The sequence below is a fragment of the Paenibacillus sp. y28 genome (assembly GCF_037137075.1).
Taxonomy (GTDB): Bacteria; Bacillota; Bacilli; order Paenibacillales; family NBRC-103111; genus JBBBNV01.
Genome location: NZ_JBBBNV010000001.1, coordinates 623,245 through 635,620, shown reverse-complemented (window position 1 = coordinate 635,620; position 12,376 = coordinate 623,245). Strand labels below are relative to the sequence as shown.

General features: G+C 50.6%; 12 protein-coding genes. 9 read left to right on the top strand and 3 right to left on the bottom strand.

The window, feature by feature from the left end:
• Positions 1-22 precede the first annotated feature (22 nt).
• The 6 genes from recN to WBG83_RS02905 all read left to right on the top strand — a co-directional run bounded on the left by recN (position 23) and on the right by WBG83_RS02905 (position 6,282).
• On the top strand, positions 23-1,723 hold the full coding sequence (gene recN / locus WBG83_RS02930) for a DNA repair protein RecN (RefSeq protein ID WP_336742503.1): 1,701 nt from the start codon (positions 23-25) through the stop codon (positions 1,721-1,723).
• Between the two features lie 159 nt (positions 1,724-1,882).
• Positions 1,883-3,217 (top strand): SpoIVB peptidase, encoded by a 1,335-nt coding sequence (gene spoIVB, locus WBG83_RS02925; protein WP_336742502.1) that lies wholly within the window; start codon positions 1,883-1,885, stop codon positions 3,215-3,217.
• Between the two features lie 341 nt (positions 3,218-3,558).
• On the top strand, positions 3,559-4,353 hold the full coding sequence (gene spo0A / locus WBG83_RS02920) for a sporulation transcription factor Spo0A (RefSeq protein ID WP_336742501.1): 795 nt from the start codon (positions 3,559-3,561) through the stop codon (positions 4,351-4,353).
• A gap of 458 nt (positions 4,354-4,811) precedes the next feature.
• Positions 4,812-5,231 (top strand): HD domain-containing protein, encoded by a 420-nt coding sequence (locus WBG83_RS02915; protein WP_336742500.1) that lies wholly within the window; start codon positions 4,812-4,814, stop codon positions 5,229-5,231.
• Between the two features lie 125 nt (positions 5,232-5,356).
• On the top strand, positions 5,357-5,632 hold the full coding sequence (locus tag WBG83_RS02910; protein WP_336742499.1) for a hypothetical protein: 276 nt from the start codon (positions 5,357-5,359) through the stop codon (positions 5,630-5,632).
• Between the two features lie 140 nt (positions 5,633-5,772).
• A complete protein-coding gene (locus WBG83_RS02905; protein WP_336742498.1) occupies positions 5,773-6,282 on the top strand; it encodes a phosphoesterase in 510 nt (169 codons plus the stop codon).
• A gap of 217 nt (positions 6,283-6,499) precedes the next feature.
• Here the strand turns inward: WBG83_RS02905 and WBG83_RS02900 are convergent, their stop codons facing one another.
• The 3 genes from WBG83_RS02900 to WBG83_RS02890 all read right to left on the bottom strand — a co-directional run bounded on the left by WBG83_RS02900 (position 6,500) and on the right by WBG83_RS02890 (position 8,509).
• Entirely contained in the window at positions 6,500-7,405 is a 906-nt protein-coding gene (locus WBG83_RS02900) for a DUF2167 domain-containing protein (protein WP_336742497.1), read from the bottom strand.
• Positions 7,406-7,689: 284 nt separating this feature from the next.
• Positions 7,690-7,869 carry a DUF2524 domain-containing protein gene (locus tag WBG83_RS02895; protein WP_336742496.1) on the bottom strand — a complete coding sequence of 60 codons (180 nt, stop codon included), beginning with the start codon at positions 7,867-7,869 and terminating at the stop codon, positions 7,690-7,692.
• Positions 7,870-8,236: 367 nt separating this feature from the next.
• The gene (locus tag WBG83_RS02890) at positions 8,237-8,509 is read right to left on the bottom strand and encodes a DUF2627 domain-containing protein (RefSeq protein ID WP_336742495.1); all 273 of its coding nucleotides are present in this window, start codon (positions 8,507-8,509) and stop codon (positions 8,237-8,239) included.
• 159 nt (positions 8,510-8,668) lie between these two features.
• Here WBG83_RS02890 and lpdA point away from each other — a divergent pair, with 159 nt between their 5' ends.
• The 3 genes from lpdA to WBG83_RS02875 all read left to right on the top strand — a co-directional run bounded on the left by lpdA (position 8,669) and on the right by WBG83_RS02875 (position 12,325).
• On the top strand, positions 8,669-10,090 hold the full coding sequence (gene lpdA, locus WBG83_RS02885) for a dihydrolipoyl dehydrogenase (protein ID WP_336742494.1): 1,422 nt from the start codon (positions 8,669-8,671) through the stop codon (positions 10,088-10,090).
• A 234-nt stretch (positions 10,091-10,324) separates the two neighbouring features.
• Entirely contained in the window at positions 10,325-11,341 is a 1,017-nt protein-coding gene (locus WBG83_RS02880) for a thiamine pyrophosphate-dependent dehydrogenase E1 component subunit alpha (protein WP_336742492.1), read from the top strand.
• 3 nt (positions 11,342-11,344) lie between these two features.
• Positions 11,345-12,325, top strand: coding sequence for an alpha-ketoacid dehydrogenase subunit beta (locus WBG83_RS02875; RefSeq protein ID WP_336742490.1), 981 nt, complete (start codon positions 11,345-11,347; stop codon positions 12,323-12,325).
• Positions 12,326-12,376 lie beyond the last annotated feature (51 nt).

Genomic DNA, 12,376 nt, shown 5'->3' with positions numbered 1-12,376 from the left:
CAGGGGAAAAGAGGGGGAAGCGATGCTAGCAGAACTGACGATTCGGAATTTAGCGGTTGTAGAAAACACGCAGCTCCACTGCAATAAAGGGTTCCATGTATTGACCGGAGAGACCGGCGCCGGGAAATCGATTATCATTGATGCGCTAAGCTTAATCGCCGGTGCTCGCGGCTCTGCGGAGCTGGTGCGGTACGGCTGCGAGAAAGCGGAAATGGAAGCGATGTTCGAGCTCCCCAAGGAACACCCGGTATGGGCGGTGATGGAGAAGCTCGGGTTCGTATGCGAGGATGGAATTATTATTATTCGCCGGGAGATCACCGCCCAGGGAAAAAGCACCAGCCGCATTAACGGGCAGCTGGTGAATCTGGCTTCCTTGCGGGATGTCGGGGAGTGCCTGGTTAATATTCATGGCCAGCATGAGCATCAGTCTCTGCTTAAGGTGGATCGTCATTTGCAGTGGCTCGATGCTTTTGGTGAAGGCAGCATTAGCGCTGTTAAAGCCAGGTATCAAGCGGCATATGACCGGTTTATGGCGCTTCGCCGCGAGATGAGAGCGCTGGAAGACAAAAGCAAGCAAGCGCTGCAAATGGCGGATTTGTACCGCTTTCAGATCGAAGAGCTGAAAAATGCCGAATTAAAAGCGGGTGAAGATGAATTACTTTTGGAAGAAAAGCGCAAGCTAGGAAATGCCGAAAAAATGTTCCAAAATAGTGCGGATGCCTATGAGCAGCTGTACGGCAATTCCAAAGGGATCAGCGCCATTGCGAAAGCGATAGCCAAAATCGAGGAGATTACGGCTCACGATAAGAATGCACTTCAGCCTTTGTTGGAACAAATGCAGTCGGCCTATTATCAGCTCGAGGATGCCGCGTTCCAGCTTCGGGACTATCGGGACAGCATTGAATTTAATCCAGGCCGGCTCGAATTTATTGAGCGGCGCTTAGATTTAATCTCCGGTCTGCGCCGCAAGTACGGGGATTCGGTACAGGATATGCTGGACTACTTACATAAGATTGAGAATGAATTATCTTTAATTGAAAACAGCGATGAAACGCTTCGCGAAATGCAGGCGGAGGCTGAACGTCAGCAGCTGCTTTTGAAGGATCTGGGCGGGCAGCTTTCGCAGCTCAGACGAGCCGCGGCGGACCAATTGGCACAGCTTATTGAGCAGGAGCTGAAAGGGCTGCACATGGAGCGGACCCGTTTCTACGTGCAAATGGAATCGACCGGAGACAAATTCACCCGGGATGGCCTGGATCAGGTTGAATTTCTTATTTCTCCGAACCCGGGCGAGCCGCTGCGTCCGCTGCATAAGATTGCATCCGGCGGTGAACTGTCGCGGATTATGCTGGGGATGAAATCGATATTTGCGCGGATTGACCGTATACCGGTCCTTGTCTTTGATGAGGTGGATACAGGCGTAAGCGGCCGGGCTGCACAGGCCATTGCAGTGAAGCTCTCCCATTTGTCCCGTCATGTGCAGGTATTCTCCATCACCCATTTGCCTCAGGTTGCGTGTATGGCCGATGTTCATTTTGAAATACGCAAGGCGGTTGACGGGGAGCGGACCTTTACTCGCGTGGAGCATTTGCAGGAAACGGTACGCGTAGAAGAGCTTGCGCGAATGCTCGGCGGGGTAGAGGTTACGTCGACGACACTTCATCATGCGGAAGAAATGCTGCAGCTGGCATCGCAAAAAAAGCAGGAATTGGCCGCAAGCTGAAGCATTGGAAAGCATGGAAGCGATCATGCATGAAAAGCAAAAATATTTGCGCTTAGGAGCGCTTTTACAGTAATAAAACAAATGGGGTGCGGTTAATTTAAAGGTACCAGCTTGCGAGAAAACATTGTCAGGCTAAGCTGAAAAGGGAGCGTGACTCAAATGGAAGCAGGCCATAAGAAAAGACTTCTAGGCTTACTGCTCGTCCTCTTCGTTTGTATCATCAGCTTCTCCACGCCTTTTCAAAATTTCGCATCCTTTCCTAGTGAGCTGCGCTTGTTCGCAGGGCAGGATAAACAGCTTCGACTCGATGTTCCGGTTCATGCACAGCTTACAGTCACGAATCCGGATATCGTAAAGGTGAACGGCGCAAGTCGTCAATCATTCCGCGTCGATTTGGAAAAGCCCATTTCATTGCAATCCTCTCATGCCGGAGAGGCACAAATGCAGTTGAAGCTATTCGGCAAAATTCCGTTTAAAACGGTAAAGGTCAGTGTCATTCCAGACTTGAAGGTCATTCCCGGAGGGCAAACCATTGGCGTCAAAATGAAATCTGCCGGAGTTATGGTTGTCGGACATCATTTGGTTGAACTGAGAAATCAGAAAAAAGCATCTCCCGGTGAAGACGCCAAGATTCAACTCGGGGACCTCATCGTCAAAATTAACGGTGAGCCGGTCTCTGATGTAAGCAAGGTAGCCGTATATGTCAATGAGGCCGGGGAAAAGAAGCAATCGCTTGAGCTTACGATTCAGCGCGGCAATGAACAAATCATGCTGCCGATAAGCCCTGTTTTTGACGAGGCCGATAAATCATACCGGCTCGGTTTGTACATTCGTGATTCTGCAGCAGGTGTAGGCACATTGACGTTTTATGTCCCGGATCAGGGCGTTTACGGGGCGCTTGGACATATTATTACCGATATGGACACTCAAACACCGATCGTTGTTGGCAGTGGTGAAATTGTGCATTCTAATGTGACTTCCATCGCCAAAAGTCAAAACGGTGAGCCTGGCGAGAAGCGGGCACAGTTTTTCAACGAAAGCAAGGTGTTGGGAAGCATTGAACGTAATACGCCGTTCGGCATTTTCGGTAAATTATTCAATCCCCCTGATCATAGCTTAACCAAGACGCCGGTCCGAATCGCTTTTGCGGAAGAGGTACAGGAAGGCCCGGCCCAAATTTATACGGTAGTCAATGGTCAAAAGGTGGAGCAATTTTCTATCGAGGTTGTGAAGGTAAACAAGCAGCAGTATCCGGCAACCAAAGGAATGGTTATTAAAGTAACGGATCCGAAGCTGCTGGAGAAAACCGGCGGTATCGTACAAGGCATGAGCGGCAGTCCCATTATTCAAAATGGCAAGCTCATTGGGGCGGTAACACATGTTTTTGTAAATGACCCGACCAGCGGCTACGGCTGTTTTATTGAGTGGATGCTGCAGGATGCAGGAATTGTACTTCGGCAGAACGGTGGAGAACAAATCGAGCAAGCATCATGAGTTGCAGAATACTCCCTTTTTAGAAGGGGGTATTTTCTATATTCCAATTCATTTTTCTTAAGCTAAACTGACGAACAAGGCGGCAATAGCAGCTCAAAGCTTCGCTGCAGCATTTGATGTAGGAAGCTTTCTTTCGGATGAAAGGATGTCGAAATCGTCTCCGATGACATGTAGAATTTTGCTGAAACCCTGTTTATTTTGTAACAAATTATCAATTATATCGTATCTCGAAAAAAAAATAAAGAAAAATAATTTTCGACAGAAGGAAATCCAATACAGATGTCGAATTGCTATGTAGACAAACACCAATCCAATATTTGGTTTAATAAGGAGGATTTACGTTGCAAAAAATCGAAGTGCTGTTAGCAGATGATAACCGGGAATTTACAAACCTGTTGTCCGAATATATTTCGGAACAGGATGATATGACAGTCACAGGTGTTGCGTATAACGGTAATGAAGTGCTTCGCTTTATAGAAGAAAGCCGTAAAGTTCCGGACGTGCTTATCCTGGATATTATTATGCCTCATCTGGACGGACTCGGTGTTCTTGAGAAGCTGAGAGAAATGAATCTGACGCCTCAGCCCAAAATTATTATGTTAACCGCCTTCGGTCAAGAGAACATTACGCAAAAAGCAGTTCAGCTTGGCGCCGCGTATTACATCCTGAAGCCGTTTGATATGGAAGCGCTGACGAACCGAATTCGTCAACTGGTGTCCAATCAGGTGCTAACCTCTTCGATTCCAATGAGCAAGCCCAATGTCATTCCGATGACCAAAGGTAAAAATTTGGATGCGAACATTACCAGTATTATTCATGAGATTGGTGTTCCGGCTCATATTAAGGGCTATCAATATTTGCGAGAAGCGATTACGATGGTCTATAACAACATCGAAATTCTAGGCGCCATTACGAAAACGCTATATCCCGCTATCGCCACTAAATACAAAACAACCCCATCCCGGGTGGAACGAGCCATCCGCCACGCCATTGAAGTTGCATGGACCCGCGGCAATATTGATTCTATCTCCCACCTGTTTGGATATACCGTAAACATCAGCAAAGCGAAGCCGACCAATAGCGAGTTCATCGCGATGGTGGCGGATAAGCTGCGGATCGAGCATAAGGTTAGCTGAGGAAGGGAATAGTAAAGGTGCAGCAAGGATTTCGGGTTGAGAGCGGTCTCCAGCCAATGTAAACGATTGGTGATCTGGTAAATGACAAATGCCGTTGTTAAACCGAATAAGTTAGCTTGCTTAAAAACAAGCGGATTATCATATTTTTTATTGATAAACTTTTTCGCTCATTAATGCGGCGAATGAACTTAAGAAAAAGACCTCAATTTTCTTCAATGGAGATTGAGGTTTTTTTGTATTGGTTTACCCGGACGGCCTATGCCGGAGGGGTGTTTGTTGTATCAGGCGGCCCCGCTATTATGAATTTGGAAAAAAATTGGTTCACGCTGCCATCGCTATGGTAAAATTCAAGTATTACCCGAAGTGCAGCAGCTAGGGAACCATGAAGAACAAGCTGTAAGCCCGTCAACAGGGCATGAGCCGGCAAAGCTTTGTTTGGGGAGGATGGTGTGTAAACGATGTCTACTTTAACCGAGGCGATTATGATTGCGGCGAAATCCCATGAAGGCCAGCTGGACAAAGGCGGTCAGCCCTATATTTTGCATCCTTTGCGGGTCATGCTTCAGGCTGGCGACACTGACACGCGGATTGTGGCGGTACTGCACGATGTGGTGGAAGATTCGGACTGTTCACTGGAGGAGCTGCGTCAAGCAGGCTTTCATGAGCACATTATTGCGGCACTGGACTGTCTTACCCGAAGGCCCGAAGAAGCTTACGAAGCATTCCTGCAAAGAATTCGGCCAAACAAGCTTGCGGCAGCCGTCAAGCGGTTGGATCTGGAGGATAATATGAATTTGGACCGTATACCTAATCCGACGGAACAGGACTATGAGCGGTTGAGCAAATATAAGCATGCGGTTCGGAGGTTGTCAGAATGAGTCCTGCTACAAGCGCAGTAAGTGTTCGTTTGTCGCGCAGTGCGGCGCCGCATAATGGTCGCTAACCGTGCTTGGAGCAAGCAAAAAAAGCTGGATGAACATGCAAGGGAAAGGAAGGTGGGCTCATGAAGCTGTTGATTACGGCGGCGGCAGTGCTGGCAGTTGTCTTCCTTGCGGTTTGGTTCCGCCGGAGAATCCAGAACCGACAGGCTGCGACAGGCAAGGTGGTTCAGCTGAAGGCCCGTCGCAAGGTATCCGGACAGGCCGGAGTAAATCGCTGCTCTTTTTGTAAAAAGAAAGCGAAACGGTTATCTTTTTACGCCAATGAGGGTGGCCGTGTAATCGGAGTTTGTGACATCTGCAAGCCGCAGGCCGAGCGGAGAGCGCTGCTTCGGCTGTAGTGCCGCAAGTCTTCTGATTGAAGCGCGTTACGGAGAGCGCTGGATGTTTTCCAGGCAAGGTAAAGTCGGGCGCTTTCGGACCAGCTAGCCAGTAGGGGAGCGGGAATCATCATGGTTTCATGGACAAAGGAGCGGGCAGCATGCAAAATGTTTATGTGATTTCGGATCATCATTTCGGTCATAAGCACATCATTGACTTTGAATCCAGGCCGTTTGCCGATGTAGAGCAAATGACGGAGGCAATGATCGCGAAATGGAACGCCGTAGTAGGCCCGGAGGACAAGGTTTTTCATTTGGGGGATTTTTCGTTCTTGAATCTGGAGAAGACGAAGGCGATTGTGATCCGATTGAACGGGTATAAGCATCTCATTATGGGCAACCATGACCGCGGCCGTTCCCGGACGTGGTGGCTGGAGGCCGGATTTGACGAGGTGAGCGAGTATCCGCTGATTTACAGCGGGTTTTATTTGCTCTCTCACGAGCCTTTATATATGAACAAACATATGCCCTATGTGAATATTCATGGCCACATTCATGGGCAGCATTACGCCGGGAATCAATACGTGAATGTAAGTGTCGAGCCATGGGACTATACTCCGGTTCATTTCGAGACGATTCAGAAGCGGGTTGCAGTCAGTGAGGAACAGTAATCGTCATTGGGTCGAATAACCGGCCTGAAGCTATACGGACAAGCCCGGGTCATGCTGCTGCGGCTTTGCTGCCTATGCGGTGTCGGCTCATATGTGCAGATTGTCATAGACAAGCAGGTGCGTCTGGGTCGATTATAGAAAAATAACGGACACCGTCTAGTTTAAGAGGGTGTCCGTTGGTTCAGAGCTTTTTCTGAATCGTCCTGTTCGAATCAGGTCAAACCGACGGCTGCTGCGGGTCCTGCGGCGGTTCTGCCGGGGTTTGCTGCGGCGCAGCTTTGTTTTTGCGTCCCATCAGACGCTTCACTCCGCCGAAAATGATGCCAATCAGGGCGAGGATGACGATCCAGCCTTTTTTGAGGAAGACCGCCGCCAATGCGAGCAGGCCGGCTTTTTTGGCGACGGCCAGTCCTGCGCCGCCCAAAATGAGAGCGGAGAGACCGTACTCCGAGGTTTTGTCCTTGCTTGCATCATAGTCCTGATAACGCTGGCCTTCGACAGGCGCGAATTTCGGCAAAATTTTGGAAATGAGAATTTGCTTGTCCTCGTTCAGATGATCCGGATCGGAAGCCAGGATAACCGAGACGTAGCCGGTCCGTGTCAAGAGACGCACATTATAGTTAATCAGCTTGGTCTTGTCGGAATATTCGGCGAGCATGGACCAGGACAGGTTATGGGTCTGGCTGTCATAGAACGGCTCAACGTCCCAGCCGACCACGTGGATTTGATCCGCTTCGGAAAGCGTCTTGTTATGCTCCTCCGTACCTTCCTTATAGCTTTTGAGGATGGCCTTGGCGTCGATTTTTTCCTTCTCCGCGTCCTTGATATGCCCGGAATCGTCATATTCGAAGTAAACGACCCAATCCTGGTTCTCATCGGCGGGATAGACGCTGCCAAGCTCATTGCCGTAAACCGAGTTGTTCGTCTCCTTGAGCATTTTTTTCGTATCCGTATCATTTAAGAAAAGAAAGTCGGGTCCCAAATCCAGTGTGGCGATATTGCCCAGCTTAACGGATTTGCCTCCTTTGATCCAGTTGTACGTTTGAGCCGGTGCTGCAGCCAGCGCTTGCCCCTGCATCATTATGGCTAAACTAAGTAAAATTGCAGTGATTCGTAAAAACATAAAACAATTTCCTCCTGAAGTATGAATTGGAATGCTTTCCCATGCTATCACGGAGAAAATGTTTGCACAATGAAAATATAGCAAAATGTTACAAAGTTCACATTTTTAGATATAATTTTATGGATCTTTTGGTACAAAGTGGAACTGGTGATGGCATTGCTGTCTTTTTCTAGAGACTGCTTGTTGTGAGGGTAGGGGCTGTTCATCTATAAAAAAACATCCCCCCGACGTTTTGTTCGTCCAAGGAGGATGTCCGATTTTTCAAGCTATGGCTGTCGGGATGGCTACCGAATGTCGCATTTGTTCATAATGAACGAAATTTGATTTCGAAGCCGGTTGCGTTCGTTCTCCAGCTCCGCACTCCTGTCCTCCCGCTGCTCCAGTGATGCAAGCTGCTGCTTCAGCTCATGCAAATCATCTCCGGCGCTGGCACAATCATAATTGCTCGTCAAGTCCTTGGTCATTCGTCCCGCCTCCGATGGTTAGTGGTTGTTTCCGCTTTTGCCGCTGCGGTCCGAGGTGCGGGTTTTGGTGTTCTTGACGGCATGGCCCTGCTGCTTCGACATGTCGGTTCCTCCTTACGATGATGGTAGTAGGACAACTACATCGGATAGTATGGATGGATACCGGGAATGTAATGCGCTCAGGAGAACGTACGATTTTTCCAGATGGCTTGGGAAAGAACGGAAACAGCAAGCATCCATGGACGGTGAAATCAGGGGCTGCATTGGACCGTATCCAGACATATTTCGGCCGCCTTGACCTCTTCCGTCAAAGGCTTAGCTTGGATTCAAATAGGGTCAATCAGAGCCATACATCCTCCGATTCCGTTTAGCTTTGCGGACGGCGGCGGCGTTTGGACTTGTCCCGGAAGCGGGGGGCGACATAATTGTTTTTGCGGTCGCGGAAAAAAATCCAGCCTCCGATAAAGGCGACGCCGATGACGAATAAAATAAAGCCGATGATAAATTTCCCCCACAGCATTCCGGCGCCGCCAACCAGGGAGAAAATGGCGTCCTTCATCCCTAAAAAACCGTAGGTTGCCACAATACCGGGAATCACGAGAATCAGAATGGCGATAAACCGCTGAAGTTTTAAATACATGCTGCTGCGAACGTCCTTTCACAAATGAATGATCTTTTCTTATCATACAGGCAATTCGGAAAAAAGGCTATTTTTCACAAGGAAAACAAAGTACAATGAGGAGAAAACGATGCGTGCTGAGCAGCGATGATTATTTGAAGCGAAAGGAACGAAGAATAGATGAGTAAAACGGTTGATTTGGCCATTTTGGGCGGAGGCATGGGCGGTTATATGGCCGCCATTCGCGCCGCGCAGCTTGGCATGACGGTAGCGCTTGTGGAGAAGGATAAGCTGGGCGGAACCTGCCTCCATCGCGGCTGTATCCCGAGCAAATCCCTGCTGCGCAGTGCGGAGCTATTCTCGCAAATGAAGGACAGCGAGGCTTACGGCATTACTACAGGCGGGCTGGGACTTGATTTCGGCCGTGTCCAGGACCGGAAAACGAAAATCGTGGATCAACTGCATCTTGGCGTTCAGGCGCTGATGCGCAAAAATAAAATTGATGTCGTTCACGGCTACGGGCGGATTATCGGACCGTCTATTTTTTCGCCGCGGAGCGGTTCGGTGGCGGTGGAGTTTGCCGACGGCGAGCTGGAGACCATCGTTCCGAAGTTCCTGCTTGTGGCAACCGGCTCCCGTCCCCGGGTTCTGCCGGGCCTTGAAGCGGATGGAACGTTTATTTTGACCAGTGATGACGCCTTGCAGCTGGACGAGCTTCCGCGCTCCATTCTGATTGTGGGCGGCGGCGTAATCGGGGTGGAATGGGCATCCATGCTGAATGATTTCGGCGTGGAGGTGACAGTGATCGAAAATGAAGGCCGCCTTGTTCCTACGGAGGATGCCGATGTATCCCGCGAGCTGGAAGCCTTGTTCAAAAAGCGCGGAATCCGCGTGTTGACCGGAGCCAGATTACAGACGGAATCCGTACAAGCAGGAGCGGCAGGCGTACGTGCGGTCGTGGAGCATAAGGGGACGCAGGTCGAGCTGGCAGCAGAGAAGCTGCTGTTGTCTGTCGGCCGTGAGGCGAATCTCAAAAACATCGGTGTGGAAAGCACGGATATTAAAGTCGAACGCGGCTTTGTAAAGGTAAATGCGAATTATCAAACCTCCGAGTCGCATATTTATGCGGTCGGAGATGTGATTGGCGGACTGCAGCTGGCGCATGTGGCAAGCCATGAAGGCATTCTGGCCGTCGAGCATATGGCGGGGCTTAAGCCAGAGCCGATGAAAAGCCATCTTGTGCCGCGCTGCATTTATACCCGTCCGGAAATCGCCTCCGTCGGCTGGACGGAAGCGGAAGCCCGCGAGAAGGGCTTTGATGTGAAGGTCGGGAAATTCAGCTTCCGTTATATCGGAAAAGCGCTCGTGTACGGGGAAACCGACGGCTTCGTGAAGGTTGTTGCGGATCGCGCGTCCGGGGATTTGCTTGGCGTGCATATGATTGGGCCGCATGTGACGGATTATATTTCCGAGGCGGCGCTTGCGCAGGTGCTGAACGCGACCCCTTGGGAGGTAGCCCACACCGTTCATCCTCATCCGGCGCTCTCTGAAATTTTGGCAGAGGCGATGCTTGCGGTTGACGGCCAAGCCATGGGGATGTAGCTTCACAAAAGTAGCTTCACAAAACAAGAACATCGTATGCTATATGGGCAGCCGCAGAGGAAACCTAAAAAAAGGCTTCGCTGCGGCTTTCCGAATTGTGTTCAGGGGCAAAACGATTTATAATAGGATCATAATGTTAAGTCTTAGTACCAGGTAATAATTTTGTTATGGGGTGCAAAGGAATACGGGGTGTATGCGCATTGCGCATCCTGTATAAAAAAAGGAGGACTGTTTATGTCCATCGGCCAACTTTCGGTGCATCAGCAGCTCGGCTTGACTGAAGAACAGGTGCTTGAGATGTATTCCAAGATGCAGCTTGCGCGTCAATTCGACGAGCGCAGCTTTGTGCTGCAGCGCGCAGGGAAGATTGCGTTTCACGTCTCCGGCATCGGGCAGGAAACGGCACAGGTAGCAGCCGCTTTTGCAATGAACCGGGAAAAAGATTATTACTGCCCTTATTATCGGGATTATGCATTTGTACTGTCGGTCGGCATGACGGCGAAGGAACTGATGCTGTCCGTATTCGCCAAGGCGGATGACCCGAACAGCGCGGGACGGCAAATGCCGGGGCATTTCAGCCACCGCCGTTTAAATATTGTTACCGGTTCAAGTCCGGTTACTACACAGGTTCCGCACGCTGTCGGCTTTGCGCTGGCATCGAAGATGAAAGGGGACCCTTTTGTCACCTATGTTGATTTTGGCGAAGGCTCCAGCAATCAGGGGGATTTCCATGAGGGCTGCAACTTTGCCGGTGTTCATAAGCTGCCGGTTATTTTCTTTTGCCAGAATAACCAGTATGCGATTTCGGTTCCGGTTAGCAAGCAGATTGGCGAAGCGAGAATCGCGGATCGGGCGATTGGCTATGGATTCCCTGGCGTCCGTGTGGACGGCAACGATGTGTTTGAGGTATACCGCGTGGTGAAGGAAGCCCATGAACGGGCGATGCGGGGGGAAGGGCCGACATTGATTGAGGCCATGATGTACCGGGTGTCCCCGCACTCCACGTCCGATAACGATTTGGTCTACCGCTCGAAGGAAGAAGTGGATCATCACCGGAGTTTGGACGGAATACCGAAGCTGAAGGCCTATATGATGGAGCGCGGCTTCTGGAGCGAAGAGCAGGATCGGGAGCTACTGGCCGCGTTGAAGCAGGAAATTCATGAAGCGACTGTTTTTGCGGACAATGCCCCGTACCCCGACCCGGAGCATACGCTGCGTCATGTGTACGCAGACGATTCGGAGGAGGTGTAGGCTATGGCGGTGATTACCTATTTGGAGGCAATCCGTTCCGGTATGCAGGAGGAAATGCAGCGAGACGACAATGTATTCGTTCTGGGCGAGGATGTCGGAAAGGGCGGCGTATTGAACGCCACCAAAGGCCTGCGTGACCTGTTCGGGGAAGCCCGCGTGCTCGATACGCCGCTGGCGGAATCGGCCATTGCCGGTGTAGCCATTGGAGCAGCGATGTACGGAATGAGGCCGATTGCGGAAATGCAGTTTGCGGATTTTATTTTCCCGGCAACGAACCAGATTATCAGCGAGGCGGCCAAAATCCGCTACCGCTCCAACAACGACTGGACGTGCCCGATTGTGGTCCGCGTGCCATACGGCGCAGCCGGAGGCGGCGCGATTTACCATTCCCAGTGCCCGGAGTCCGTGTTTTTTGGCACGCCCGGCTTGAAGATTGTCGCTCCTTCCAACGCTTACGACGCGAAGGGACTCATCAAGGCGGCGATTCGAGATGCAGATCCGGTGCTGTTTTTTGAGCATAAAAAATGTTATCTTTCCATTACCGGCGAAGTGCCGGAGGAAGATTACGTTGTGCCTATCGGCAAGGCGGACGTCAAGCGGGAAGGAACGGACGTAACCGTCATTTCGTACGGGGTTACGGTCAATTACGCTTTGCAGGCCGCAGAAGAGCTGGCGAAGGAGGGCATCAGCAGCCATGTGCTGGATTTGCGTTCCCTGCAGCCGCTGGACAAGGAAGCGATCCTGGAAGCCGCAGCCAAAACCGGCAAGGTGCTTATTATTCATGAGGATAACAAAACCGGCGGGGTTGGTGCCGAGGTATCCGCTATTATTGCGGAGGAAATGCTATATGATTTGGACGCCCCGATTCGCAGACTCTGCGGAGCGGACGTGCCGGCTGTAGGCATGAGCCCGTCGTATGAGAAGTTTTTCCTGTTGAACACGGACAAAATTATGCAGGCAATGCGCGAGCTGGCCTTATATTAGATTAAATTTCGAAGAAACGGCACCGCAGCCCTGAGGGGAGAGCGAGCCGTT

Bases quoted from the DNA above. Each gene is read 5' to 3' on its own strand.
- WBG83_RS02880 (WP_336742492.1), top strand. From the start codon at position 10,325: ATGTCCATCGGCCAACTTTCGGTGCATCAGCAGCTCGGCTTGACTGAA.
- WBG83_RS02915 (WP_336742500.1), top strand. From the start codon at position 4,812: ATGTCTACTTTAACCGAGGCGATTATGATTGCGGCGAAATCCCATGAA.
- recN (WP_336742503.1), top strand. From the start codon at position 23: ATGCTAGCAGAACTGACGATTCGGAATTTAGCGGTTGTAGAAAACACG.
- WBG83_RS02910 (WP_336742499.1), top strand. From the start codon at position 5,357: ATGAAGCTGTTGATTACGGCGGCGGCAGTGCTGGCAGTTGTCTTCCTT.
- WBG83_RS02875 (WP_336742490.1), top strand. From the start codon at position 11,345: ATGGCGGTGATTACCTATTTGGAGGCAATCCGTTCCGGTATGCAGGAG.
- lpdA (WP_336742494.1), top strand. From the start codon at position 8,669: ATGAGTAAAACGGTTGATTTGGCCATTTTGGGCGGAGGCATGGGCGGT.
- WBG83_RS02905 (WP_336742498.1), top strand. From the start codon at position 5,773: ATGCAAAATGTTTATGTGATTTCGGATCATCATTTCGGTCATAAGCAC.
- WBG83_RS02890 (WP_336742495.1), bottom strand. From the start codon at position 8,509: ATGTATTTAAAACTTCAGCGGTTTATCGCCATTCTGATTCTCGTGATT.
- spoIVB (WP_336742502.1), top strand. From the start codon at position 1,883: ATGGAAGCAGGCCATAAGAAAAGACTTCTAGGCTTACTGCTCGTCCTC.
- WBG83_RS02900 (WP_336742497.1), bottom strand. From the start codon at position 7,405: ATGTTTTTACGAATCACTGCAATTTTACTTAGTTTAGCCATAATGATG.
- WBG83_RS02895 (WP_336742496.1), bottom strand. From the start codon at position 7,869: ATGACCAAGGACTTGACGAGCAATTATGATTGTGCCAGCGCCGGAGAT.